Raw genomic sequence first — 24,186 nt, forward strand, 5'->3', positions numbered from 1 at the left:
GAACACCCCGCCCGGTTTCATCTTCGGGTGCTGGCAGGTCTCCCGGCTTGCGGATGTCAGAGGTGGGCCTCTGCCGGATGTCCCGCCTTCCCGGCCTATTAGGCCAGTGGCTTTGGGCACCCTCTCCGGTCACGGTCGCGGGGGCGGCTGCGTTTGACGGATGACCGCTGACGCATTCCCTTTTCATCCATCCGAAGATGGACACCAACGCAAGCGACATGCGGCACGGGCAGGGGCCTTGTCAAGCGCGAGACGCAGTGAGAAAGCGCAAGGATCAGAAAAGCGACCAGCCTATGTCAATCAGCGGCATCCGCTGCCAGCCGGGCCCGTAGCCAGGCACAGAACAACCCCGCCGCCGCAGTGGGTTGCACAGACTGTTGAGCACTGACCAGATAATGCGACAGGGCGAAAGGAATCGCCGGACCCGCAATTGCAATCGGCGCACCCTGCCGAATTGCGTTTTTGGCAAACCGTTCCAAGATAGTAGCGTATCCAGCACCAGCCATCACAAGTTGCAGCGCCGCCACCGTTGTATCCACTGAATGCCGGGGCGGTTGATCGGGGGGCGCAGTGCAGATGGCTTGAAAATACCGCGCCCAATTATCCTCGTATCCAAGGATGTGAATCAGCGGCCCATTTGTCAGTTTTGGCGAACGGTCTCCGGCTCGACAGATCGGAACCAGCTTTTCATCGGTGAGCTTTTCGGACCGAACCCCCGGCCAGTCGCCATAACCCAGCCGGATTTCCACGTCCACATCACCGGGCGTCCCGCTGTCGTTCCAAATGTGCGAGACCAGACGAACCGGGATGTCCGGATGCCGTGCGGAGAAGTCCGGCAGTTCGGCAGCTACCCAATAGGTCGCGGTCGAAATCGCTGCCCGGATCGTCAGGGTCTGACGCGAAGCAGGGCCAAACAGGCTGTTGGTGGACAGGGCAATATCTGAAAGCGCCCGCCGCACCGTCAGGGAATAGGACTGCCCTAGCTCGGTTAGCTCCAGCCGGCGCGCGTTTCGGGTGAACAGCTTTTGCCCCAACTCGGCCTCAAGGGACCGAATATGCAATGAAACCGCCGTCTGCGTCAGGCCAAGTTCCTGCGCGGTGGTGGTGAAATTCAGATGGCGCGCTGCGGATTCAAAGCTGCGTAACCAAGCTGGGTTTGGAAGGCGATCCATACTATCACCAAAAATTTTTGACCATAATGCGCTTTATTATTCATTTCCGCTTCGGCCAAGCAACAGCGATGCTTTACGCAAACAGCGACTTTCGGGAGGGAAACATGAAAGTTGGATTTATCGGTCTGGGAAATGTCGGTGGTAAACTGTCCGGCTCGTTGTTGCGCAACGGAATTGACCTGACGGTCCACGACCTAAACCCCGAATTGGTGACACAGTTCGTGACCCAAGGGGCTAAAGCTGCCGAAAACCCGGCGCAGATGATGCGGGATTGCGATGCGGTCATCACCTGTTTGCCGTCCCCCGCCGCCTCGGATGCTGTAATGCAACAGATGCTGCCTGAGGTCGGTCCCGGCAAAATCTGGATGGAGATGTCGACCACGGACCAGGCAGAGGTCAAGCGTCTGGGGGCGATGGTGATTGAACGTGGCGGGGCCGCCGTCGATTGCCCCGTGTCCGGCGGCTGCCATCGGGCGGCAACCGGCAATATCTCGATCTTTGCAGGCTGCGACCGCGCGACATTCGAGCGGATTCTGCCGTTTCTGACCACGATGGGTAGACGCGTTCTGCATACCGGAGAACTGGGCACGGCCTCTGTTCTGAAGGTGCTGACAAATTACCTAGCCACCGCCAACCTGATCACCTGCGCTGAGGCACTGGTTACTGCCAAGGCCGCCGGGATGGACCTCAACACCACTTATGAGGCGATCAAAATCTCGTCCGGCACTTCGTTTGTGCATGAAACCGAAAGCCAGGTCATCCTGAACGGGTCTCGCGATATCTCGTTCACAATGGATTTGGTGAAAAAGGATATCGGCCTGTTCCAGGACGTCGCCGACCGCGCCGGAGTACCGTTGGAAATCAATCCGGTGATGATCAAAATCTTCGACGATGGAATTGCACGATTCGGAGAGCGCGAACTGTCACCGAACATTATCAAGCGGCTAGAAGAGGCCACTGGCCTGAACATCACAGCCCCCGGCTTCCCGACAGAGATGCTGGACGACGAGCCGGAAGAACCAGGCTACGAAGTCGTCCCTCAGGGCAGGCGGGCTGAATGATGCACTGAACGCAGGTTCGAAACCAGCAACCAAATCAGAGAAGTGGAGGCGAGTGTCGGACTTGCTATTGTTCTGTAGGCAACGAAATTTTTATGGATATCGAGGTCTTGGTTAGCATGTGTTTCTCTGCCCGGCGTTATGCAGATGCTTAGGGCGGCGCTGAGCGCTGCCCTTCTTTTTCTCCATCACTAATGTGTGGCAAACGCTAGCGTAGTCGATTGAAGCAACAGTAATAGTTCACCACAGCTTAGCTCATTCAGATTTTGACGCCTCAATGTATCGCCCTGCAAGCTCCTCAGCGTCTGCGAAAAGCGACATTTCTAGTTCGTATAAATGTGCGGATCCCAGCTCTGATCTCACTCGCTTTAGGGTGTTAAGGTAGAACGTGTAGCAATCGTTCGACGCAAGGGCTGTCCAGCCAGTTTGCAACAACGCGCGACGCCGAGTTGATGGCAATTTCCTGAATTTTTGCAGCTTTGTGTTTCGCCCAGGAAGATAAGAGAACGCTATTCCATGCTTTTCGTTTTGCAAAAGCTGAATTGCATTTAGACTTATGGCAACTCTAGCGTCGTAGATGGCAAATTCACTAGGGTCTAAAAAACTTAGAATTTTTGAGTAACTGGCAACGCCTTTTAGCTCGCTTGGATAACACCCTTCACAAATCGCCCCAACGTAGTTGGCTATGGTCGCGGGCTTGTTGCCTTTTATCCCACCCCAATCAGCAACTACCCATTTGGCGATTTCAAGTTTGTTGCCTTCTATCCAAATACGGGGAGATTGTTCTTTGAGCGTGATATTTTTCGCGTAGTTGTCGCCGTCTCCCTCGTTCACGTCGGCTAGATGTGAGTATGATGGGAAACTTCCTCTTTTCGGCCAAACATAGTTCTCTGAAAGCTTGCCAAGCCCGAGCCCTCCAAAGTCGGCTTGCCCCCGAAAATACGCCAAAAGGTTGTTTTCTAGTTGATTTGTTGGGTTATCCATTGAGTGTCCGCATCAATGTGTTTTCGTTGATAGAGTCTTCGTTTTTTGCTGCCAGTGCTGCATCGCGATCTCTTCTGCCACGACGTAGTTTCGTCGTTCAACGTCAAGGTTCCCAAGTGCGCGCGGCACTGCTGCTGCAAGGCTCCTACAAGTTGGCTTGGGGCTAAATCAAATGATGAGTCAAATGGGCTGGCCGCTCTGTTATGTGGCAGCTGATATTGAGCGCAGTGATCCTGTTTCGAATGCCGAGAGCGCGGAAGTCCTCGACCTACCGACGCGTGAAAAGCAACGTCGCGGGGACAAAACTGAATACGCAATTTTAAACGTCTCGGACGTAGCAACGATAAGGGAGAACTAACTACTTGAAGTTAAATGGAGGCGAGTACCGGAATCGAACCGGTGTACACGGATTTGCAATCCGCTGCGTCACCACTCCGCCAACTCGCCTTTTCAAGTAAAATCAAATACTTGTCGTGGTGTGGCAGGCGTTTTAGCACCTTTCGTCAGGGGCGTCCAGTGGGTTGATTGCAAAAATCCATTCCCACCTGCCGTGACATTGCAAAGTGCGACACCAAGTTCCTGCGATCTGACGAAACTTTCCACGCCAAGCCGTTGCCGGTTTCGTCTGGATATGGCACAAGCCGGACATACTTGGGACTAACATGAGCGATCCAATGACAGATTTCGCAACTCGGCGCCGCACGATGGTTGATACGCAGGTCCGACCTTCTGACGTCACGAAATTTCCCATCATTGACGCCATGCTGACCGTTCAGAGAGAGAACTTCGTGCCAGATGCGCAGCGCGAGGCTGCCTACGCCGAGGGCGTTATTGATCTGGGTAACGGGCGCTGCCTGCTGGAGCCGCGGACGCTGGCCAAGATGCTGGACGTGCTGAATATCTCGAATGATGAGGTTGTTTTGGATATCGCCCCTGCGATGGGGTATTCCACCGCAGTCGCGGCGCGCATTGCGCAACTGGTCGTGGCCGTGGAAGAAGACGAAGCCCTTGCCGCCGAAGCGCAGACGATCCTGATGGAAGCAGATGCCGACAACGCGATTGTTCATGTTGGACCGCTAGAGCAAGGCGCGACTGAGCATGGACCCTATGATGTGATCATGATTCAAGGCGGGGTCGAGCAGGTGCCTGATGCGCTGATCGCACAACTCAAGGATCATGGGCGCATTGCCTGCCTTTTCGTTGAAGGAGAGCTGGGCACCGTTCGGATCGGGCATAAATCAGGTGGGCGGGTGACCTGGCGTCATGCCTTCAATGCCAACGCCCCGATTTTAAAGGCATTTTGTGCCGAGTGTGCATTTTCGCTATAGTTCTTTCTCATATTGCTGCGCTGCCTTGATTAGTTGAAGATAAACGCGCAAACTGCGCTCAGGGCAGCGTAATTTTAGTTTGAGAAGGATTTCGTTATGCGTTCATGGACGGGGGGGAAGCTTGTAAAGGCATTGGCACTGACTGCGGGAATCGCGCTTAGTACAGTGCCGGTGCGGGCGGTTTGGGCTGATAACCTGACCGACGCATTTATCGGAGCTTACAATACCAGCGGCTTGCTGGAACAGAACCGAGCGTTGTTGCGCGCAGCTGATGAAGACGTCGCGATTGCATTGTCGGCGCTTCGGCCGATTATCAACTGGACGGTCGAAGTCAGTCAGGATTACACCCGCCGTACCACGAGTGATGTCGTTACCCGAACGGAGCCATCCAACTTTTTTACAGGACTCACGCTGAGCCAGCTGATTTACGACGGCGGCTTCTCGGTCCTTGGTAAGCAATCTGCGCAGGAAACGGTTCTGGCCACCCGTCAGACCTTGCTGGATGTCGAGCAAGATGTCCTTTTTCGCGGTCTGAACGCGTATCTGGGTGTTCTTCTGCAGGAAGAAACCGTGCAGATTCGCCTGAACAACGTGGAAGTTTCCGCCGAAGAACTCCGCGCTTCTCAAGATCGCTTTGATGTGGGTGAGGTAACCCGGACGGACGTCGCGTTGTCCGAAGCCCAGTTGGCCAGTTCGCAAGCTGACTTGGCGGTTGCCCGCGGTAACCTGAGCATTGCGCAAGCGGAATACGTCAATGCTGTCGGTCGTGAGCCGGGACGCACGGCAGGCCAACCAAGTTTACCGAACCTGCCGCGGTCCGAGCCGGAAGCCGTAGGTCTCGCACAACGCAACCACCCGGCGATTTTGTCGGCGCAGCACCAAGTGCGTGCGCTTGATCTGGTCGTACAGCAGCAGCGCGCCAACCTTGGCCCGAATGTTAGCCTGAACGCAGACGCGGGAATCACCGAAAGCTATGACAACGACGACAACGTTGAAGACGCGACCGTCGCGCTACGTTTCACTCAGCCGATTTATGCTGGTGGCCGTTTGGCAGCCAGCGTACGTCGGGCGATGGCGACGCGGGATGCTTCGCGTGCAAACCTGCTGAACGTTCAAAAGGACATCACCCAAGGGGTTGCCGATGCCTATGCCGCTTTCCAGGCTGCCACTGCCAGCCTGAGGGCTTCGACCGAACGGGTCCGTGCGTCGCAAGTTGCGTTTGACGGTATCCGCGAAGAAGCAACCTTGGGTGCTCGTACAACTCTGGATGTTTTGAACGCACAGCAGGACTTACTGGATGCGCAACTGGCCGAGGTTGCCTCGCGTACCGAGCGGTCCCGCGCTGCGTACCAGTTGCTGCAGGCGCAAGGTTTGCTGACGGCGGAACGTCTGGGGCTGGCCGTGCAGATTTACGATCCAACCCTTTACTATAATCTGGTCAAGAAAGCTCCGGCTCAGGTCAGCAGGCAGAGCAGGGATCTGGATCGCGTCCTCAAAGCGTTGCGTCGTGACTAACGGGCAATACTACCTGTTGTGAGGTCCGGTTTGTTTGGCTACACTCGATCCTGAGGATAGAGCGGTAGAGAACAATGACGGAAAAAGTCGTAAAAGCGGGAATCGAGGACGTTTTGTCCTCGATTAAACGTCTTGTAAGAGAAGAAGATAGAAAAACTCCGGGTACCCTTGCGTCGACCAACTCGCGAAAGCCGGGCAAGTTGGTTTTGACCGACGCGCTGCGGGTCAATGAACCGTCGTTGGAAAAGCAGCCTCAGCCAGAAAAAACGGAAGCGGCCTATAAGGCCGAAGACTCTATCAAGCCGATGCTTCTGCGGGCTTGCGATATTGTAAAACACGCTGAACCAGCCGTTGAACAGCAAGCCAAGCCTGAGCCGGAGGAGGGCTTGGCTGGAAGTCTGAGCGCCAAAATCGAGGCGTTGGAGGCCGCAATTGCCCGGACCGAGGACCAATGGGAGCCGGACGGCGATAGCGATGACGCATATTCAGGCACACCGAACAGACCGCTTGCCTGGAAAGCCCAGGCTGAAACCGATGCCGCCGGGAATGACGGTGCTAAAGACCCAGGTGCCAAGGCAACCTTTATACGTGATCCTGAAGCTAAAACCTCTGCCAAGCCACAAGCGCCTGAGGCACAACCGGACTCACTGACTATAGACACAGACGCGCTACGCGCACTGATCGCGCAAGTTGTTCGGGAAGAACTGCAGGGTGTTCTGGGCCAGCGCATCACCCGCAATGTTCGCAAGATGGTTCGGCGCGAGATTTACCGGGCACTGGCCGAGCGGGAGCTGGATTAGGCCTCAGGGCCGTTTTGGCGGCCGGGCCAGATCCAATAGTCTGTCCAGATCCATATGCTGTTCCAGGTGGTCCGCAAGCGCGTCCAGCGTTTCCTCAACCCCTTCCTCATATGACAGGTCCGAAGTCGCGCCCAGCTGTTTCAGATAGCGGGCTCGGAACGTATCGGACGAGAAAATACCGTGCAGATAGCTGCCCCGAATGCGGCCGGTCCGGTCGGCGGCGCCTTCAGGACGGTTTTCAATCTCAAGCCATGCGCGATCGCAATCGGGACCTTCGGTGCGCCCCATGTGAATTTCGTATCCGGTCACCGGTTCGGTTTCGGGAACGGTGTACGCCGTGCGCAGAGTGACCTGTTTCTTGCCTGCCATGGTGGTGGTCACATCCAACAGGCCCAGCCCCTCAACCGTGCCGGGGCGACCGTCCACGCCATCGGGATCGGCGATAGTTTTGCCCATCATCTGAAAACCCCCGCACAGGCCCAGCACATGGCCGCCCCGGCGGACGTGGGCATAAAGGTCGATATCCCAGCCCTGCGCCCGGAAATAGGTCAGATCGCCGATGGTGGATTTGCTACCAGGCAGCAGCACAAGATCGGCATCGCCGGGCAGGGGGCGTCCAGCGGGAATGATTTCGACCGAGACGCCGGGTTCGGCGGACAATGGATCGAGATCGTCGAAATTGGCCATCCGTTCCAGCTGCGGCACGACGACCTTGCAGGCTCCGCCGCTGTGGGATCGAATGTCCATCATGTCCTCGGCGGGCAGTTTCCAGGCGTTGTGGAACCATGGCACGACGCCCAGACAGGGCCAGCCGGTGCGCGCGGCAATGTTATCGCGCCCCTCGTCGAACAGCGAAACATCGCCCTTAAACCGGTTGACGGCAAAGCCGCAGATCATCTCCAGATCACCAGCCTCCAGAACTGCTTGCGTGCCCACGATCTGAGCGATCACGCCGCCGCGGTGGATATCGCCCACCAGAACGACCGGTACGTCTGCGGCGCAAGCAAAGCCCATATTGGCGATGTCGCCCTTGCGCAGGTTGGTCTCGGCCGGGCTGCCTGCGCCTTCGATCAGCACCAGATCGGCGTCGCCGCACAGCCGGTCAAAGCTCTCCAGCGCTGCACCGAGCAGTTTGGATTTGTCTTTGCGGTAATCGCCCGCTTTCATAGTGCCCGCGCGCTGGCCCTGTACAATGATCTGAGCGCCCGTATCAGTTTCCGGCTTCAACAGGATTGGGTTCATATCCGTGTGCGTGGATCGCTTCGCAGCCCGCGCCTGCAGGGCTTGTGCGCGACCAATCTCGCCCCCGTTTTCGGTAACGGCAGCGTTATTCGACATGTTCTGCGGCTTGAATGGAGCGACCTGCAATCCCCGCCGCGTATAGGCGCGCGCCAACCCGGCGACCAAAACCGATTTTCCGACATTGCTGCCGGTGCCCTGAATCATGATGGCGCGAACCATAGCCGTCTCCTATACGTTGGCGCGCAGATGACCTGATTTGAGCCTAAAGGGAAAGCCCGGATGAACACGCCCGCGCATCTTTTGATCGGTGCCGCTGCCTTTGCACGACCAGCCCAGGGGCGAATCCTTGCGGCCGCATTGCTGGGATCGTTGCTGCCCGATCTGTCGCTGTACGTGATGGCGGGCGTTTCGCTGTTCGTTTTGGGCATACCCGAACAGGTGGTGTTCGATCAGCTTTATTTTTCACCCGCCTGGCAAACAGTTTTTGCCATCGACAACTCATTCATCCTGTGGGGGCTGGTGCTGTGCATCGGTCTTTGGCGTGGTTGGCGGTTCCTGACCGTGGCTGCGTCCGCTGGCCTTCTGCATTTGGTGATGGATTTCCTGCTGCACGCGGGCGACGGGCGGCCGCAATTCTGGCCGCTGAGCGATTGGGTTTTTCACAGCCCGGTCAGCTATTGGGACAGCACTCATCACGCCCTGTGGGTAGCGCCGGTTTCAATAGCGGTTTGTGCGGGAGCCTATGTTGTGCTGTGGAACAGGGGGTTGTCCCTGTCGGGCAAGCTGTTCTTTGCTGCCCTGTTGGCGGCTGAAATCTGGGTCGCCCGCCAATGGCTGCTGTTCTTTTGACAGGGCAAAAGAAAAACGCGCCCCGGAGTGCGGAGGCGCGTTTTTTCCTTCAGAAGTCGCGTTGTTTATGCGGCTTCTGCCTGCTGAGCGGCATTGCGGCGCTCGCTTTCTTCACGCGACAGTGCGACCGAGGTCCGCACGCCACGACCAACGAACTCCATCAGTCCGCTGACAACCCGTTCGTTCGGGTCGATACCCGCGCAGGACAGCACTTCGCGACCATCGCGCGAGCGCGCCCAACGGGCGATCTGTTCGGGGCCATTGCCGTATTTCTTGTCATCGGCGATGGCGTCATCCAGTGCAGCCAACACAACGGCCGCGAAAAGTTTGCGTGCACGATTGCCTTGCTCATTATTAAAGGCAGTGCCGTCAACGAAATCTCTCATCTCGTCTTCCTTGTTGTTCTTGCTCTTGCATTTTCGGCGTGACGGTCCTTATGACCTATTCAACGTGATTCGGATACAGCTAAAATGCATAGTTGCGTTGCGTCATGTGCATGGCTTGCTGCAAGTGCAGCACTAGGTGTCGTTGTCTTGTCAGGTGGTGTCCTGCCAGATATAGGGACGGGAACTGACGCATCAACCGTTTGTGAAGGAATTATGTAATGCCCAAGATAAATGGGAACGAAATTCGCCCCGGCAATGTGCTTGAGCATAACGACGGTCTGTGGGCCGCAGTCAAAGTCGACCACGTAAAGCCCGGTAAAGGCGGTGCTTTTGCGCAAGTCGAACTGCGCAATCTGCGCAATGGCTCGAAGCTGAACGAACGCTTCCGCTCGGCGGATAAGGTCGAACGCGTGCGCCTTGAGCAGAAAGATCAGCAGTTCCTGTACGAATCCGATGGCATGCTGGTGTTCATGGATTCCGAGACTTATGAGCAGATCGAACTGCCTGCCGAATTGCTGGGTGAGCGTCGTCCGTTTCTGCAGGACGGCATGACAATTGTCGTAGAATTTTACGAATCTGAGGCGTTGAACGCCACGCTGCCGCAAAAAGTGACCTGCAAGATCGTTGAGACCGAGCCGGTTGTGAAGGGTCAGACCGCTGCGAACTCGTTCAAACCGGCCATTCTGGACAACGGCGTCAAGGTCATGGTGCCGCCGTTCATCGGCCAGGATGAGATGATCGTGGTGAACACCGAAACCATGGAATATTCCGAACGCGCGTAACCTCGCGTCTGTTCGAAACAGGAAAAGACCGCGCAGGCGCCGACCGCGCGGTCTTTTTTAATGCCTGTCTTTCAGATACTGATAGCGCTCGGGATTGGGGCCGAAGAGTTCCATCATCAGCTCATACTTGATGCGGTTGGCGCTGACCTGCCGGTAGAAAGCAATCAGAAAGGCGGTAGGGCCTTGAATTCGGCCAAGGCCGCTGGTGGCCGCAACCACGGTGCCGACATCCGTTTTGCCGTTCAGAACAAAATAACCACCCAACATCAGGACGCCGACCGTGCCCGCGCCGTTGATGACGCTCAGCAGGAATTTGGCCGACAGCTTCCATAAGAACATGCGGCGGCGGGTTTCATAGATATCGTCGAACTGGGCGTCGATGTCGCGCGCGACATCATTGATGTCTTCGATCGTCAACTTGTCGGTAGCGTTGCGCAGAATGCGAACACGCTCGGCCACAAAGATGTTCACCTTGCGTTGTGAGATCAGCACGATAACGATCTGGGGCACAATCATGGAAAAAGCGATCATGCCCAACCCCGGTTGGGTTGACGAGATATAGCCGATCACGCTGATCAGCGTGCCGATCTGCACCACGGGGTCCGAAAATGCGCCCCCGGCGAACTTGCCCAATTCTTCCGCCTCGGCCGAAATGGCAGTGGTCATAGTGCCCTTGCGCACTGTTTCGCCGGTTTCACGGATGTCCGATGCGCGGACCAGCAGCCGTTGCCGGATCATGCGGATCATGTCCTCACCCAGCGTGCCTGCGCGGTAGCCCAGCAACCATTTCAGGGCGAGGCTCAGCAAGATGACTGACATCATACCCGTGCCCAGATAGATCAGCCGTTCAGTGGCGATATCGTCTGTCGTAAGGTGGTTGATGATATCGCGCTGAAACTCCAACGGGACCGCCGCCAGAGCAGCGATGGCGATGGAAAGGATAATAAGGATAATCTGCCGCCCAGCGCTGGCACGCCAGATCGCACGGTATAACCTAAACATATGCGCATCCGTTCAGTGAACTGACCGCAGTGTGGCAGCGCCGAAGGTCCGGTTAAACGGGGCGGTATTCGGCCAGCAGCCAGCCGTGCCGGAATGGCAACATGTTACGGCGTCATGGTGACCGTGGCCCCATCGGCCTGCATGTCTCCGGTAGCACGATCAAAGCGCAGATAGGCGATCCCCTGACCATTCGACTGGGTGAACAACGTGCCCGCCGGTTTGCCGCCGGACGTGATTTCCGTCCCAACAGGAGCCGAGCCTTCAACACGGACGCTTCGCAACCCTTTGCGCAGCTCGGTCTTGTGCTTCATCCGGGCGGTGACTTCTTGCCCGACATAGCAGCCCTTTTTGAAATCAACACCGTTCAGCGCTTCGAACCCGGATTCGAGGATATAGCTGTCGGGCGTCAGTTCGATTCCGGCTTCCGGGATGCAGTGCTGCACACGGATGGTATCCCAATCGGTGCCATCATCTGTTTCAGCCGCGGGCGTATAGGCCCGCCAGCCCATATCCGGGTGGCGCGGGTCGGGCAGAGCGCCTTGAGGCGCTGGACCTGTGCCGCGTTGTAGGTTCAGGCCGCTATCTTCGATCGCAACATCGGCGCGCAGTTTGTACATGCCCAGTCGTTTGACGAAGCCGTCGGCGATCTCTTCTGCGACATCCAGCAAGATCGCGTCGCCTTCACGTTTCAAAAAGAAATCGGCCAGATACTTGCCCTGCGGGGTCAGCAAGGCCGCATAGACAAGCCCGCCATCAAGCCCTTCAATATCATTGGTCACCAGCCCCTGAAGAAAGCTGTCAGTGTCCGAGCCGCTAAGGCGCAGAATACGGCGATTGGGCATCGGGTGGTCCTCGTCATTTCCCTCGGCCCCGTGATATAGGAGTTCCCGCCGCCATGACCAGAGGGTATCCGCCTTGCCAGCACCGATCAGCATCGTCATCCCGACCCTGAACGCGGGCGAGGCCCTGGCGGAAACCTTGCCAGCACTGATGGAAGGCCTGCACACCGGGCTGATCCGCGAGTTGATCGTCACCGATGGCGGATCAACTGACCTTACACTGGAAATCGCCGAAGAGGCCGGGGCCGAGATCGTCACTGGCGCGCCCTCACGCGGGGGGCAGTTGCGGCGGGGTTGTGCGGCTGCCAAGGCCGAGTGGCTGTTGGTCCTGCACGCCGACACCGTGCTGCCAGAGGGGTGGGCCAAAGAAGTGGGCGAACACCTCGCCACTGGCCAACCGGCGGCCTTTCGTCTGACCTTTGGGGCAAAAGGGTTCTGGCCCGCATGGGTCGCGGGGTGGGCAAATCTGCGCAGCCGGGTGTTTGGCCTGCCTTATGGCGATCAGGGGCTGCTGATGCCGCGTCGCATGTATGAGAAGGTCGGAGGTTACCCGGACCAGCCGCTGATGGAGGACGTGGCGTTGGTGCGTGCCTTGCCGCGCGTCACCTTGCTGAACACCCGCGCGGTTACGCGTGCGGAGCGTTATGCGCGGGTGGGGTGGCTGCGTCGGGGCGCGCGGAATCTGTGGACTCTGACCCGGTATTTTCTTGGGGCCGATCCGGAGCAGCTGGCGCAGGCGTATCGGCGATAAGGGTCGTTCGCAGCTCAACCACGGATTTGCCCAGACGGAACGGCGCGGCAAAGCTGACCAGACACAGGGCGATGATCTGCAGCACCAGAATATGCGCGTTGGCCTGCAGGTACTCCCATTCATCCTTCAGCTTTCCAACCTGTTCGACCAGATCATCGTAGCTTTGGGCCAGGATCAGATAATCCCCTGCGATGGCTGGCACCTTACGGCGCATGTTGTCGATAGCGGTCTGGGTTGTTTCATCCAGCGTCGTGAAAACAAGAAACTGGTCGATATTAAACGCGTCGGCCTTGGCGGCCATCTGGTCTATCTCTTCCTTTTCCTGGCGCCCGAACAGGAAATGCAGCCCTTGTAGCGGAGCGACCTCATTGGTCACGGCGATGAACAGGGGCAGATCGGCATTGCTGGCCGTTGAGGCGGACAGGAACTCGACCCTGTCGCACAAGACAGCGGTGTCCGGGTCATAGGCTGGATCGCAGAACCGCAACCGGAACCGTGCCGCATCACGGTCAAAGGCCAACGTGGCAGCATAGGCTACGTCGATCTGCCGGTCAAGCCGCGAGCTGTCTGAGGTATAGAGGCCTGCAAGAACCGCCACCAATGCCCCGATCCCACCTAGAACGACCCAGACCAGATCCGCTAGTTTCCAAGCCCGGTGTCCTGCCGGTTTGCGAAACAGAAACGCGGTGCCAATCGATCCAGCCAAAAAGAACAGGATCAGCAGCGGCAACTGGTTTTCGGTCACAAAGGTCATGACACCAAAGTGACCACCTGCCAGCGTGCTGGCAACACTCCTCACGGGCAGTTGTAGTTAAGAGCCAGAGCTTTGGCCGAATTTCCGGAACAGTTTGGTGCGGTCAAAGGCCTGTTCCAGCTCGGCGGTGCGGTCCTTGACCGAATCCCACAGTCGTTCCTGTACTTCGGCGATGACGCATTCCATCAGAACCAGAATAGACGCCATCGAATCCCAGGCCGACGGAACTGCGATGCGCGCCGCAAAGGTGTGCTTTGCCAGTCTGTGAATGGGCGAGCGCCATTGATCGGTGAACAGCACGATCTCGGCCTCGCGTTCCTGACAGAGTTGCCCGATCAACATGGTCGAGTTCTCATAGCGCCGCACATCCAGCGCGATCAGCACGTCGTCCTTGCGCACATCCAACAGGTCATGGGTCCATGAGGCCGCGAAAGGCAGCATCCGCACATCGGGGCGGATCATTTGCATATGCAGATAGAGATACTGCGCCAGCGCGCCGGTGATGCGTCCACCGGTGATGAAAATGCGCCGGTTGGGGTCGCAGAGCAGGGTGCAAAAGTTGTCAAACTCTGCCGGATCAACCTCATCAATCGTACGTTTCTGATTGGCCAGCGTCTGCTGGGAATAGCGGTTCAGGATATGCTCTTCAGGCAGGTCGTTCTGCCAGACGTCGCGTTTGGCGGCGGGCCCAGAGATCATCTCTTTGACCTCACCCCGCAACGCCGCCTGAAACTGCGGATAGCCGCCAAACCCGGTTTTTTGCAGCATCCGCGCGACGGTTGTGGTTGAGACCGAAGCCGTGCTGGCCAGTTCCGTAATGCTGCCCAGACCCGCCATGGGGTAGTCGTCCAGCAGGACGCTGATCAGTTGCCTTTCAGACGGGGTCATCTTGTCCCGATGGGCCAGCAGCCTGTCTGTTACCCGCACCTGTGGGTCCTCCTTCAACAATTCCGACAAGTTGTGCAGAATTTTTCAGCACAACTTGCTCTGGAGAAATCTTTACAGGAAAATTATTGACAGGTGAATGTATCGTGTGGAAATTTTTCCACAATTCACATTTACGGAATCGCAGGGCGGCACATTGGACTTCGGAACGGTTGTTCACACGGATAACGCGGACGGCGCACCAAAGGTGCTGCTGGTGTGTGAACATGCCTCGAACCGTATTCCGGTGTTTCTGGGAGATATGGGGCTGACGAACGAGGCGCTTGAAAGCCACATCGCGTGGGATCCCGGCGCGTTGGGCGTTGCCCAGCACATGGCCCGGGTGATATCCGCGCCGTTGGTGCATGGAGGGGTGTCCCGGCTGGTCTATGACTGCAACCGCCCGCCCGAAGCTGCCGGTGCCATGCCGGTCAAAAGTGAGCAGTATGACATCCCTGCCAACGCCCGTATGACGGTAGAGGAGCGTCAAAGCCGCGTTGAGAACATCTATGTTCCCTTCACGCAGGCTGTCTCGGGCCAGATCGCGCATCACCGTCCGTCGTTGCAGCTGTTGGTCACCGTGCACAGTTTCACGCCTGTTTTTCATGGCCTGCAACGCTCGGTCGAGCTTGGAATCCTGCATGGCCGTGACGATCGGTTTGCAGTGGCGATGTTGGAGGCAGTGCCCGCGCAACCATCCTTTGTGACCCGTCTGAACGAACCCTATTCCGCAGCGGATGGGGTGGCACATACGCTGGATGCGCAGGCTTGCCCAAGCGGATTGCTGAACGTCATGATCGAGATCCGCAACGATCTGATCCGCACGCCACAGCAGCAACAGGCCATGGCCGAGCATCTGGTGCCATGGATCGACCGCACCCTTGCTGGGTTCGACGAAGGGGGTTTCGCGTGATCAAAGTGATGGCGTCATATGTGCGGGTGGTCGATGCGATCAATTACCGGATCGGTCGGGTGATGATGTGGGGCCTGTTCGTGATGATGGGCATCCTGCTGTGGTCTTCGATCTCGAAGACGTTCTTCTTGCCGTCGCTCTGGACGCTGGAAATGGCGCAGTTCGCGATGGTGACATATTACATCGTCGGCGGTCCGTATTCGATCCAGCTGGGCTCGAACGTGCGGATGGACCTGTTTTACCACAACTGGAGCCACAAAAAGAAAGCGTGGTTCGACGCCTTCACCGTGCTGTTGCTGATCCTGTATCTGAGTGTGTTGCTCTACGGCGGGCTGGGGTCGACAGCTTATAGCCTTGGCTATTGGGGCGACGCGCCGGTCTCGTATTTCACTGGCCTGCTGACCGGAAGTGAAGAGATCGGACGGCTGGAGCGGTCTTCGACCGCGTGGCGGCCCTATATCTGGCCGATCAAGGCCATCATGGTGTTCGGTTTCTTCCTGATGTTGCTGCAGGCGATTTCGGAATTCTTCAAAGACATAGCCCGGATCAACGGGCAGGAAATCGGGGTGAGCCGGGCATGAGCCAGGAATTTATCGCCATCTTCATGTTCGCGCTGATGATGCTGATGCTGTTTACCGGCCAGCGTGTCTTTGGCGCGATCGGTGCGGTTGCCACCATCGCAGCATTAGCGCTGTGGGGAACAGGCGGGCAGGACATCACGTTCTCAGCCGCGATGAAGTTGATGAAGTGGTACCCGCTGCTGACGCTGCCAATGTTTATCTTCATGGGTTACGTGCTGAGCGAGAGCCGTTTGGCAGACGATCTGTATCGCATGTTCCATGTGTGGATGGGGCCGGTAAATGGCGGCTTGGCGATTGGCACCATCGGGTTGATGGTGCTGGTCTCGGCGATGAACGGCCTCAGCGTTGCGGGTATGGCCATCGGCGCGACCATTGCGCTGCCGGAACTGCTGCGGCGGGGCTATGACAAGACGATGGTGACCGGGGTTATTCAGGCCGGGTCGAGTCTGGGTATCCTTGTGCCTCCTTCGGTGGTGCTTGTGCTTTACGCGATGATTGCGCGGCAGCCGGTCGGGCAGTTGTGGCTGGCAGGCATCCTGCCGGGTCTGCTGATGGCGGGCCTGTTCATCCTCTACATCTGGATTCGCTGCCGTATTCAGCCTGAACTCGGCCCTGCGATGGAAGACGCGCACGAAGTGCCGTGGTCCGAGAAAATCCGCCTGCTTGGGGCAGGGGCGCTGCCGCTGATCATCTTCGCCGCCATGATGGTGCCGTTTGTGAATGGCTGGACCTCGCTGGTGGAAAGCTCGGCCATCGGGGCGCTGACCGCGCTGGTCGTTTCGGTCCTTAAACGCCGTATGACGTGGAAGATCTTCGAAGACTGCACCAAGCAAACGCTGGCGATTTCCTGCATGTTTATGTGGATCATCCTCGCCGCGCTGGGCTTTGGCGCCGTGTTCGACGGGCTGGGCGCGGTGAAAGCCATCGAGAACCTGTTCACCCAACAACTGGGCCTGTCGCCTTGGATGATCCTGATCCTGATGCAGCTCAGCTTTATCGTCATGGGCACGTTTCTGGACGACACTGCGATGCTGGTCATCGTGGCGCCGCTGTACGTACCCTTGGTCGGCGCGCTTGGGTTCGACCTGATCTGGTACGGGGTGCTGTATACGATCACCACGCAGATCGCCTATATGACGCCGCCCTTCGGTTATAACCTGTTCCTGATGCGCGCGATGGCGCCACCCGAGATCGGGTTGAAGGACATTTACCGCTCGATCATTCCCTTTGTCGGCGTGATGGTACTGGCACTGATCATTATAATGATATTCCCGGAAATTGCCTTGTGGCTGCCCGGCTATGTCTATGGAAATTAACAAGAATGCCCGGTGAATGGGCACGCAAACTTCAACGGAGAGGAAATTGACATGACGACAAGACGTAAGTTTCTGAAGACCGCCGGGGTGGGCGTTGCCGCCGCACCGCTGGCCACGCCCGCGCTGGCGCAAGGCACGATCACATGGCGGATGCAGACCTATGCCGGCCCGGCTTTGGCCGAGCACGTGATCGACCCGGCCATCAAGATGTTCAACCAGATCGCCGGCGACCGGATGCAGATCGAGCTGTTCTATGCGGATCAACTGGTTCCGACGGGAGAACTGTTCCGCGCCATGCAGAAAGGCACCATCGACGCGGTGCAATCGGACGACGACTCGATGGCGTCGCCCACCGAGGTCACCGTGTTCGGCGGCTATTTCCCCTTTGCCTCGCGTTATTCGCTGGACGTGCCGGTCCTGTTCAACCAGTGGGGCCTGAACGAGATTTGGGATGAGGAATACTCCAAGGTCGGCGTCAAACATATCAGCGCCGGTGCATGGGACCCGTGCCATTTCGCCACCAAGGACCCGATCAACAGCCTCGCAGACTTGCAGGGCAAGCGCGTCTTCACCTTCCCGACGGCGGGCCGGTTCCTGTCGCAATTCGGCGTGGTGCCTGTCACCCTGCCTTGGGAAGATATCGAAGTCGCGGTGCAGACCGGCGAGTTGGACGGCATCGCATGGTCGGGCATCACCGAGGACTACACCGTAGGCTGGGCCGATGTGACCAACTATTTCCTGACCAACAACATCTCGGGCGCCTGGGCGGGTCACTTCTTTGCCAATATGGACCGCTGGAACGAACTGCCCGAAGACCTGCAAACCCTGTTCAAGGTTTGCTGTGATCAATCGCACTACTATCGTCAGTGGTGGTATTGGGGCGGAGAGGCCAATCTGCGCGTCAACGGCACCAAGATGCAGCTGACCACCATACCGGACGAAGAATGGGCAACGGTCGAGGAAGCTGCGGTCAAGTTCTGGGATGAAATCGCCGCTGAGTCTGAGACCAAGGCCAAGGTTGTCGATATCTTCAAGCGCTATAATGCCGAAATGCTCAAGGCTGGACGGCCCTATCGCTATAGCTAAAGGACCCGATTCCGGCGCGTTAGCGATACCACGCGCCGGAATCGAACCACAGGAAACGACTTTGCGAATGCTAGCATCCGTTCAGACACAGAAAAGAAAACTCCGGGCGCGCTGTGGTGCGACCCGGATCAGCGGGGTGTGAACGGATGGCTATAGCAGGCTTTTTGATCGAGATTTTCGCGGCAACCATGTTGCTGCTGTTTGCCGTGCGGCTGGTGCGCACAGGGATCGAGCGACGTTTTGGTGCGCTGTTTCAATCGATCCTGACGCGCCACTCGAACACATTTGTTGCGGGTGGGGCCGGTATGGTTCTGGCCACGATCCTGCAAAGCTCGGCCGCAGTAACAGTTCTGCTGACTGGATTTGCCGCGGCGGGGATGGTCACGTTTGGCCTTGCGCTGGCCGGGGTGCTGGGTGCCGATCTGGGCGCGGCGCTGGTCATTCAGGTGCTGTCCTACGATCTGGGGTGGTTGCAACCGGTGCTGCTGGCGCTGGGTGGTTGGCTATACCTCAAATCCGACCGGGCCAATGTGCGGCTGATCGGGCGGATCGTTCTGGGCATCGCCTTCATTCTTGTTTCGCTGCAATTCCTGCGGGATGCGGTTGACCCGATCCGGGAAAGCGCCTTCTTGCCGGCCATCGCGGGATATCTGGAAAGCGACTATTTCAGCGCCTTCATCGTGGGTGCGGTTCTGGCCTTTGTCATGCACAGCTCGGTCGCGACGATCCTGATGTGCGTGACACTAGTGCAAGTCGGAGCGATCCCCTTTGCCGCCGGTCTGTCGCTGGTGCTGGGGGCAAATCTGGGTTCGGCTTTTATCCCGATCTGGCTAACGCGCGACATGACTATAACCGCCCGGCGCATTCCATGGGCCAACCTGCTGCTGCGGGGCAGTGCGGCCTTGGTGATGCTGGTCGTGGTTAACGTGACCGGCGCGCATGAAGCGCTGATGGTCGCCGGGGCAGGGCAGTCGTTGATCCTGGCCCATATCGGGTTCAACCTGACTGTGTTTGTGCTGGCCACCGGTTTCGTGAACTGGATGGAACGACCAATGGCCCTGCTGCTGCCGGAACCGAAGGTAGAGGCAAACGTGATGGATCAGTTTACGGATGCGCTCAGCCCGTTGAGCGATCCCAGCGCATCCGGAGCGAACGTCGCGATGTCCTCGGTCCGGCATGAACTGTTGCAGATGGTCACGCAGGTTGAACGCATGTTCCGCCCGGTGCTGGATATCTATGAGCGGGATGACAGCGATGCTATCTCGGCCCTATGGCAGCAGGATGAAAGGGTGAACGCGCAGCTTACCGAAATCCGCCGCTTTGTCGCGCGGATGCCGCGCCAGAACATGAGCAAGACGCAGATCAAGGCAGCGCGCGGTCTGGTGGAATATGCCATTCGGCTTGAGGCGGCAGGCGACGTGGTTTCCAACCGCATGACCCGCACCGCCCAGATCAAACACACCGAGCGCACCGAGTTTTCCGCGCAGGGGTGGAAAGAACTGACCGATCTGCACGCGGCCATTCTGGAAAGCTTCTCTCTGGCCCGTCACGTGCTGCTGGTCGATGACATGGACTGCGCCCGCCGACTGGTTCTGGACAAGGCCCAGGTCAAACGGATGTCGCGCCGCAGCCGCAAGGCGCATCTGAAACGGCTGGAGCGGGGGCAGACCGAAAGCTTCCAATCCAGCGATCTGCATCTTGAGACGTTGCGCGCCATGCGAGATCTGCACGGCCATATAGCCGCCGTCGCCTATCCGATCCTCTACAAGAGTGGACAGGTTCTTGAGACGCGTTTGGTGATGGAAATGGAAAAGGACGCGGCCGACGACTGACGGCTGCGAAAGGGAGCACGAGACCGGGGTCTCGGAAGGTGACAAAGGATGAACGGGATGGGCAATGAAGCGCGTTTGGACGACCTGAAAGCCAAGGTTGATGCAGGCGAGGTGGATACCGTGCTGGTCTGCATGGTCGACATGCAGGGGCGGTTAATGGGCAAGCGGTTCCATGCCGGGCATTTCGTGGCGGGCGCGTGGCAGGAAACCCATTGCTGCAACTATCTGCTAGCCACGGATCTTGAGATGGCCACCCCCGATGGCTTTGCGGCAACCAGCTGGGAGCGGGGCTATGGTGACTATGTGATGAAACCGGACCTCAGCACTCTGCGCCCGGTGCCGTGGCTGGAAGGCACCGCGATGGTAATGTGTGATGTGCTGGATCATCACACGCATGAAGAAGTGCCCCATGCGCCACGCTCGATCCTGAAGAAACAGGTCAACCGTCTGAAGGCGATGGGCTATGACGCCATGTGCGCCACTGAGCTGGAGTTTTTCCTGTTTGAGAAAAGCTTTGACCAGATCCGCAAGGAAGGCTTCCGCGATCTGGAACCGATCTCGGGGTACAACGAGGATTACCACATCCTGCAGACCACCAAGGAAGAGCATGTGATGCGCCCGATCCGCAACCATTTGTGGAACGCGGGTATTCCGGTTGAGAATTCGAAGGGTGAGGCCGAGACCGGGCAGGAAGAGCTGAACATCAAATACGCCGGCGCGATGGAAACGGCCGAGTATCACTCGATCGCCAAAAACGCGGTGAAAGAGATCGCCTGGCAGCACGGCCACGCCGCGACTTTCCTACCGAAGTGGCATCACGACAAGGTGGGCAGTTCGTCTCATGTGCACCAGTCGCTGTGGGCCGATGGCCAGCCTGCCTTTTATGACGCGGAAGATGAGCTGGGCATGTCGGCGCTGATGAAAAGCTACATGGCCGGGCTGCTGAAATACGCCCCGGACTACACCTATTTCATGGCGCCTTACATCAACAGTTATAAGCGTTTTATGAAAGGCACCTTTGCGCCCACGCGGATCATCTGGTCAGTGGACAACCGTACCGCTGGCTATCGTTTGTGCGGTGACGGTACAAAGGCGGTGCGGGTCGAATGCCGGATTCCAGGGTCCGACATGAACCCCTATCTGGCGATGGCCGGGATGCTGGCCGCGGGGATTGCGGGCATCGAAGAGGGGTTGGAGTTGCAGCCACCGACCACGGGTGACGTCTATCAGGGCGATACCGGCATGATCCCCGGCAACCTGCGCGAAGCGCGCGAGGCGCTTCTTGCCTCAGCCATGTTGCGCGCGGCAATGGGGGATGAGGTAGTCGATCACTACGCCCGTGCGGCGGAGGTCGAGATTGAGGAATTCGAACGCGTGGTGACCGATTGGGAAGTTGCACGCGGTTTCGAGCGGGCTTAGAGGGTAGGAGCGAGGGGCCAGCCCCTCGCGCTCCCCGGGATATTTTTGGCCAGATGAAGCAGGGGATCCTGTTTCCTTCGGAAATGGAGTGGATATGGGGCAGATGTTGAAATGTGTCTCACCGATTGATGGATCGGTTTTTGCGGAGCGGGAAGTGTTGTCTCGGGACGCGGCGTTTGAGGTTGCAGGCCGGGCCCGCGCGGCACATGCCGCATGGGCGGCACGGCCTTTGCAAGAGCGGATTGATCTTGTGATGGCCGGAGTGGCCGCAGTTGGCGCGATGAACGACGAGATCGTCCCAGAACTGGCCCATATGATGGGGCGCCCGGTGCGCTATGGCGGAGAGTTCGGCGGCTTCAACGAGCGCGCCAGTCATATGGCCGAGATCGCCGAAGCTTCGCTGGCCGATATCGCGGTGGGCGAGGAGGAGACCTTCGAGCGTTATATCAAGCGTATACCGCATGGCGTGGTGTTTGTGGTGGCGCCTTGGAATTACCCCTATATGACGGCGATCAACACGGTTGCCCCGGCGCTGATTGCTGGGAACACAGTGATCCTTAAGCATGCCACGCAAACCCTGTTGGTGGGTGAGCGGATGGCGCAAGCGTTCCATTCGGCGGGTGTGCCAGAGGACGTCTTCCAGAACGTTTTCCTGAGCCATGACGTGACCAATGACCTGATCGCGGGTAATGCGTTTGACTTCGTGAACTTCACCGGCTCGGTCGGTGGCGGGCAGGCGATGGAACGGGCAGCTGCAGGCACCTTTACCGGCGTCGGGACTGAGTTGGGCGGCAAGGACCCCGGCTATGTCATGGATGACGCTGATCTGGATGCCGCAGTTGATACGTTGATTGACGGGGCGATGTTCAATTCGGGCCAGTGCTGCTGCGGGATCGAGCGGATTTACGTTCATGAAAGCCTCTATGACGATTTCGTCGCCAAAGCGGTTGAAATCGTGAAAGGATACAAACTGGGCAATCCGCTGGATGCTGAGACGACAATCGGCCCGATGGCCAATGTGCGCTTTGCCGACGAGGTTCGCGCACAGATTGCCGAGGCTGTGGCAGACGGAGCTGTTGCCCATATCGAGACCTTCCCCGAGGACGATGGAGGCGCCTACCTGACCCCTCAGATCCTGACCAATGTTACTCATGATATGCGGGTGATGCGGGATGAGAGCTTTGGCCCGGTCGTGGGCATCATGAAAGTGTCCTCAGACGAAGAAGCCATCGCGCTTATGAATGACAGCGAGTTTGGCCTGACCGCCAGCCTTTGGACCCGCGATGTAGATCGCGCGGCACGGGTGGGGGACCAGATCGAAACCGGCACCGTGTTCATGAACCGGGCCGACTATCTGGACCCGGGCCTGTGCTGGACCGGTTGCAAGAATACCGGGCGTGGGGGTGGTCTGTCGGTCATCGGCTATCACAACCTCACACGCCCCAAATCCTACCATTTGAAGAAGGTGACATCATGAGCCTTGTTGGAAACTGGTCCTACCCGACCGCAATCAAGTTCGGTGCTGGCCGTATAAAGGAATTGCCCGAGGCCTGCGCGGCGGCTGGCATGAAGCGCCCACTGCTGGTGACCGATAGGGGCCTGGCCGATCTGCCGATCACCACCGCGACGCTGGACATTATGGAAGCCGCAGGTCTGGGCCGCGGATTGTTCAGCGATGTGGACCCAAACCCGAATGAAAAGAACCTCGATGCGGGCGTCGCGGCCTATAAGGCAGGTGGCCATGACGGGGTGATCGCGTTTGGGGGTGGCTCAGGGCTGGATCTGGGCAAAATGGTGGCCTTCATGGCTGGTCAGACACGCCCTGTCTGGGATTTCGAGGATATCGGAGACTGGTGGACCCGAGCAGACGCCGATGCCATCGCCCCGATCATTGCCGTGCCAACGACGGCTGGAACGGGGTCCGAGGTGGGCCGCGCCAGCGTCATCACCAATTCCGAGACGCACGCCAAGAAGATCATCTTCCACCCCAAGGTTCTGCCGACCGTGGTGATCTGCGACCCGGAGCTGACCGTTGGGATGCCCAAGTTCATCACCGCAGGCACCGGTCTGGATGCTTTTGCGCATTGTGTGGAGGCGTATTCCAGCCCGCACTACCATCCGATGTCCCAAGGCATCGCGCTGGAAGGGATGCGTCTGGTGATGGTATACCTGCCGCGCGCCTATGCCGACGGGTCCGACATCGAGGCCCGCGCCCAGATGATGAGCGCGGCCGCGATGGGCGCGACCGCATTCCAGAAGGGTCTCGGCGCTATCCACGCCATGAGCCACCCCGTTGGCGCGCATTTCAACACCCATCACGGCACCACCAACGCGGTCTGCATGCCTGCCGTGCTGGAGTTCAACGCGTCTGCCATCGCGGATCGGTTCCAATCCGCAGCCGCCTATCTGAACATAAACGGCGGCTTCGACGGCTTCCGCGCCTTTGTGCAGGAGTTCAACGATGCGCTGGGTATCCCGCGCAAACTTTCCGATCTGGGTGTGACCGAAACGGCGATCCCCGAACTGGTCAAAGGAGCGATCATTGACCCATCCTGCGGTGGCAACCCGATCGAACTGACCGAAGACAACCTGACCACGCTGTTCAAGGCGGCGCTGTAACAGGCTTGCCGAACCCATCCCTCACCTCTCATAC

The 24,186-nt window shown here is 58.2% G+C and carries 22 protein-coding genes, 1 tRNA gene, 1 pseudogene and 1 riboswitch; of the genes and pseudogenes, 15 read left to right on the forward strand and 9 right to left on the reverse strand.

What is annotated here, in order from left to right; translation table 11 throughout:
* Positions 1–15 precede the first annotated feature (15 nt).
* A riboswitch (cobalamin riboswitch) is annotated at positions 16–224 on the reverse strand.
* A gap of 72 nt (positions 225–296) precedes the next feature.
* Positions 297–1,172, reverse strand: coding sequence for a LysR substrate-binding domain-containing protein (locus tag ACR0ER_RS04060; RefSeq protein ID WP_480767837.1), 876 nt, complete (start codon positions 1,170–1,172; stop codon positions 297–299).
* Between the two features lie 104 nt (positions 1,173–1,276).
* Here ACR0ER_RS04060 and ACR0ER_RS04065 point away from each other — a divergent pair, with 104 nt between their 5' ends.
* On the forward strand, positions 1,277–2,233 hold the full coding sequence (locus ACR0ER_RS04065; RefSeq protein WP_480767838.1) for an NAD(P)-dependent oxidoreductase: 957 nt from the start codon (positions 1,277–1,279) through the stop codon (positions 2,231–2,233).
* A gap of 252 nt (positions 2,234–2,485) precedes the next feature.
* Here the strand turns inward: ACR0ER_RS04065 and ACR0ER_RS04070 are convergent, their stop codons facing one another.
* Positions 2,486–3,214, reverse strand: a complete 729-nt coding sequence (locus ACR0ER_RS04070) for a hypothetical protein (RefSeq protein ID WP_480767839.1) — start codon at positions 3,212–3,214, stop codon at positions 2,486–2,488.
* 373 nt (positions 3,215–3,587) lie between these two features.
* A tRNA-Cys gene (locus tag ACR0ER_RS04075) sits at positions 3,588–3,661 on the reverse strand.
* 227 nt (positions 3,662–3,888) lie between these two features.
* Here ACR0ER_RS04075 and ACR0ER_RS04080 point away from each other — a divergent pair.
* From ACR0ER_RS04080 to ACR0ER_RS04090, 3 genes are all read left to right on the forward strand, one after another.
* Positions 3,889–4,542 (forward strand): protein-L-isoaspartate O-methyltransferase family protein, encoded by a 654-nt coding sequence (locus tag ACR0ER_RS04080; RefSeq protein WP_480767840.1) that lies wholly within the window; start codon positions 3,889–3,891, stop codon positions 4,540–4,542.
* 96 nt (positions 4,543–4,638) lie between these two features.
* Positions 4,639–6,057 carry a TolC family outer membrane protein gene (locus ACR0ER_RS04085; protein ID WP_170329372.1) on the forward strand — a complete coding sequence of 473 codons (1,419 nt, stop codon included), beginning with the start codon at positions 4,639–4,641 and terminating at the stop codon, positions 6,055–6,057.
* A gap of 74 nt (positions 6,058–6,131) precedes the next feature.
* The gene (locus tag ACR0ER_RS04090; protein WP_480767841.1) at positions 6,132–6,857 is read left to right on the forward strand and encodes a hypothetical protein; all 726 of its coding nucleotides are present in this window, start codon (positions 6,132–6,134) and stop codon (positions 6,855–6,857) included.
* 3 nt (positions 6,858–6,860) lie between these two features.
* Here ACR0ER_RS04090 and ACR0ER_RS04095 read toward each other — a convergent pair whose 3' ends face one another.
* A complete protein-coding gene (locus tag ACR0ER_RS04095) occupies positions 6,861–8,318 on the reverse strand; it encodes a cobyric acid synthase (RefSeq protein ID WP_480767842.1) in 1,458 nt (485 codons plus the stop codon).
* Positions 8,319–8,378: 60 nt separating this feature from the next.
* Between ACR0ER_RS04095 and ACR0ER_RS04100 the strand changes: the two genes are divergently transcribed.
* Positions 8,379–8,948 carry a cobalamin biosynthesis protein CobQ gene (locus ACR0ER_RS04100; RefSeq protein ID WP_480767843.1) on the forward strand — a complete coding sequence of 190 codons (570 nt, stop codon included), beginning with the start codon at positions 8,379–8,381 and terminating at the stop codon, positions 8,946–8,948.
* 65 nt (positions 8,949–9,013) lie between these two features.
* On the opposite strand, the gene ACR0ER_RS04105 is transcribed toward ACR0ER_RS04100, so the two are convergent.
* The gene (locus ACR0ER_RS04105; protein WP_037310273.1) at positions 9,014–9,334 is read right to left on the reverse strand and encodes a DUF6280 family protein; all 321 of its coding nucleotides are present in this window, start codon (positions 9,332–9,334) and stop codon (positions 9,014–9,016) included.
* 218 nt (positions 9,335–9,552) lie between these two features.
* Here ACR0ER_RS04105 and efp point away from each other — a divergent pair, with 218 nt between their 5' ends.
* Positions 9,553–10,116, forward strand: coding sequence for an elongation factor P (gene efp / locus ACR0ER_RS04110; protein WP_170325421.1), 564 nt, complete (start codon positions 9,553–9,555; stop codon positions 10,114–10,116).
* 57 nt (positions 10,117–10,173) lie between these two features.
* Here the strand turns inward: efp and ACR0ER_RS04115 are convergent, their stop codons facing one another.
* Both ACR0ER_RS04115 and ygfZ read right to left on the reverse strand, forming a co-directional pair.
* On the reverse strand, positions 10,174–11,118 hold the full coding sequence (locus ACR0ER_RS04115) for an ABC transporter transmembrane domain-containing protein (RefSeq protein ID WP_480767844.1): 945 nt from the start codon (positions 11,116–11,118) through the stop codon (positions 10,174–10,176).
* A 104-nt stretch (positions 11,119–11,222) separates the two neighbouring features.
* Positions 11,223–11,960 (reverse strand): CAF17-like 4Fe-4S cluster assembly/insertion protein YgfZ, encoded by a 738-nt coding sequence (gene ygfZ, locus ACR0ER_RS04120; RefSeq protein WP_480768014.1) that lies wholly within the window; start codon positions 11,958–11,960, stop codon positions 11,223–11,225.
* A gap of 73 nt (positions 11,961–12,033) precedes the next feature.
* Between ygfZ and ACR0ER_RS04125 the strand changes: the two genes are divergently transcribed.
* Positions 12,034–12,708: a TIGR04283 family arsenosugar biosynthesis glycosyltransferase gene (locus ACR0ER_RS04125; protein ID WP_480767845.1), complete on the forward strand. Its 675-nt coding sequence runs from the start codon at positions 12,034–12,036 to the stop codon at positions 12,706–12,708.
* 7 nt (positions 12,709–12,715) lie between these two features.
* On the opposite strand, the pseudogene ACR0ER_RS04130 reads toward ACR0ER_RS04125, so the two are convergent.
* Positions 12,716–13,462, reverse strand: a pseudogene (locus ACR0ER_RS04130) (hypothetical protein); the annotation flags it as partial.
* 57 nt (positions 13,463–13,519) lie between these two features.
* Positions 13,520–14,389, reverse strand: coding sequence for a MurR/RpiR family transcriptional regulator (locus tag ACR0ER_RS04135; protein WP_480767846.1), 870 nt, complete (start codon positions 14,387–14,389; stop codon positions 13,520–13,522).
* 97 nt (positions 14,390–14,486) lie between these two features.
* Here ACR0ER_RS04135 and ACR0ER_RS04140 point away from each other — a divergent pair, with 97 nt between their 5' ends.
* The 8 genes from ACR0ER_RS04140 (at position 14,487) to ACR0ER_RS04175 (ending at position 24,152) form a co-directional block, all read left to right on the forward strand.
* Complete coding sequence (locus ACR0ER_RS04140; protein ID WP_480767847.1) at positions 14,487–15,299, forward strand: N-formylglutamate amidohydrolase; 813 nt, start codon at positions 14,487–14,489, stop codon at positions 15,297–15,299.
* 8 nt (positions 15,300–15,307) lie between these two features.
* Complete coding sequence (locus ACR0ER_RS04145) at positions 15,308–15,880, forward strand: TRAP transporter small permease subunit (protein ID WP_480768015.1); 573 nt, start codon at positions 15,308–15,310, stop codon at positions 15,878–15,880.
* Complete coding sequence (locus ACR0ER_RS04150; protein ID WP_480767848.1) at positions 15,877–17,196, forward strand: TRAP transporter large permease; 1,320 nt, start codon at positions 15,877–15,879, stop codon at positions 17,194–17,196. Before ACR0ER_RS04145 ends, ACR0ER_RS04150 begins: the two co-directional genes overlap by 4 nt.
* 51 nt (positions 17,197–17,247) lie before the next feature.
* The gene (locus tag ACR0ER_RS04155) at positions 17,248–18,282 is read left to right on the forward strand and encodes a TRAP transporter substrate-binding protein (RefSeq protein ID WP_170325415.1); all 1,035 of its coding nucleotides are present in this window, start codon (positions 17,248–17,250) and stop codon (positions 18,280–18,282) included.
* Between the two features lie 146 nt (positions 18,283–18,428).
* Positions 18,429–20,114: a Na/Pi cotransporter family protein gene (locus ACR0ER_RS04160; protein ID WP_480767849.1), complete on the forward strand. Its 1,686-nt coding sequence runs from the start codon at positions 18,429–18,431 to the stop codon at positions 20,112–20,114.
* 57 nt (positions 20,115–20,171) lie between these two features.
* On the forward strand, positions 20,172–21,533 hold the full coding sequence (locus tag ACR0ER_RS04165) for a glutamine synthetase family protein (protein ID WP_480767850.1): 1,362 nt from the start codon (positions 20,172–20,174) through the stop codon (positions 21,531–21,533).
* A 94-nt stretch (positions 21,534–21,627) separates the two neighbouring features.
* Positions 21,628–23,010, forward strand: coding sequence for an aldehyde dehydrogenase family protein (locus tag ACR0ER_RS04170; RefSeq protein ID WP_480767851.1), 1,383 nt, complete (start codon positions 21,628–21,630; stop codon positions 23,008–23,010).
* Positions 23,007–24,152 carry an iron-containing alcohol dehydrogenase gene (locus ACR0ER_RS04175; RefSeq protein ID WP_480767852.1) on the forward strand — a complete coding sequence of 382 codons (1,146 nt, stop codon included), beginning with the start codon at positions 23,007–23,009 and terminating at the stop codon, positions 24,150–24,152. Before ACR0ER_RS04170 ends, ACR0ER_RS04175 begins: the two co-directional genes overlap by 4 nt.
* Positions 24,153–24,186 lie beyond the last annotated feature (34 nt).

This window comes from Ruegeria sp. CH8, assembly GCF_056536985.1.

Bases quoted from the DNA above. Each gene is read 5' to 3' on its own strand.
- ACR0ER_RS04105 (WP_037310273.1), bottom strand. From the start codon at position 9,334: ATGAGAGATTTCGTTGACGGCACTGCCTTTAATAATGAGCAAGGCAAT.
- ACR0ER_RS04080 (WP_480767840.1), top strand. From the start codon at position 3,889: ATGACAGATTTCGCAACTCGGCGCCGCACGATGGTTGATACGCAGGTC.
- efp (WP_170325421.1), top strand. From the start codon at position 9,553: ATGCCCAAGATAAATGGGAACGAAATTCGCCCCGGCAATGTGCTTGAG.
- ACR0ER_RS04085 (WP_170329372.1), top strand. From the start codon at position 4,639: ATGCGTTCATGGACGGGGGGGAAGCTTGTAAAGGCATTGGCACTGACT.
- ygfZ (WP_480768014.1), bottom strand. From the start codon at position 11,960: ATGCCCAATCGCCGTATTCTGCGCCTTAGCGGCTCGGACACTGACAGC.
- ACR0ER_RS04115 (WP_480767844.1), bottom strand. From the start codon at position 11,118: ATGTTTAGGTTATACCGTGCGATCTGGCGTGCCAGCGCTGGGCGGCAG.
- ACR0ER_RS04090 (WP_480767841.1), top strand. From the start codon at position 6,132: ATGACGGAAAAAGTCGTAAAAGCGGGAATCGAGGACGTTTTGTCCTCG.
- ACR0ER_RS04175 (WP_480767852.1), top strand. From the start codon at position 23,007: ATGAGCCTTGTTGGAAACTGGTCCTACCCGACCGCAATCAAGTTCGGT.
- ACR0ER_RS04100 (WP_480767843.1), top strand. From the start codon at position 8,379: ATGAACACGCCCGCGCATCTTTTGATCGGTGCCGCTGCCTTTGCACGA.
- ACR0ER_RS04140 (WP_480767847.1), top strand. From the start codon at position 14,487: ATGTATCGTGTGGAAATTTTTCCACAATTCACATTTACGGAATCGCAG.
- ACR0ER_RS04170 (WP_480767851.1), top strand. From the start codon at position 21,628: ATGGGGCAGATGTTGAAATGTGTCTCACCGATTGATGGATCGGTTTTT.
- ACR0ER_RS04155 (WP_170325415.1), top strand. From the start codon at position 17,248: ATGACGACAAGACGTAAGTTTCTGAAGACCGCCGGGGTGGGCGTTGCC.
- ACR0ER_RS04165 (WP_480767850.1), top strand. From the start codon at position 20,172: ATGGGCAATGAAGCGCGTTTGGACGACCTGAAAGCCAAGGTTGATGCA.
- ACR0ER_RS04145 (WP_480768015.1), top strand. From the start codon at position 15,308: ATGGCGTCATATGTGCGGGTGGTCGATGCGATCAATTACCGGATCGGT.
- ACR0ER_RS04095 (WP_480767842.1), bottom strand. From the start codon at position 8,318: ATGGTTCGCGCCATCATGATTCAGGGCACCGGCAGCAATGTCGGAAAA.
- ACR0ER_RS04160 (WP_480767849.1), top strand. From the start codon at position 18,429: ATGGCTATAGCAGGCTTTTTGATCGAGATTTTCGCGGCAACCATGTTG.
- ACR0ER_RS04150 (WP_480767848.1), top strand. From the start codon at position 15,877: ATGAGCCAGGAATTTATCGCCATCTTCATGTTCGCGCTGATGATGCTG.
- ACR0ER_RS04070 (WP_480767839.1), bottom strand. From the start codon at position 3,214: ATGGATAACCCAACAAATCAACTAGAAAACAACCTTTTGGCGTATTTT.
- ACR0ER_RS04065 (WP_480767838.1), top strand. From the start codon at position 1,277: ATGAAAGTTGGATTTATCGGTCTGGGAAATGTCGGTGGTAAACTGTCC.
- ACR0ER_RS04060 (WP_480767837.1), bottom strand. From the start codon at position 1,172: ATGGATCGCCTTCCAAACCCAGCTTGGTTACGCAGCTTTGAATCCGCA.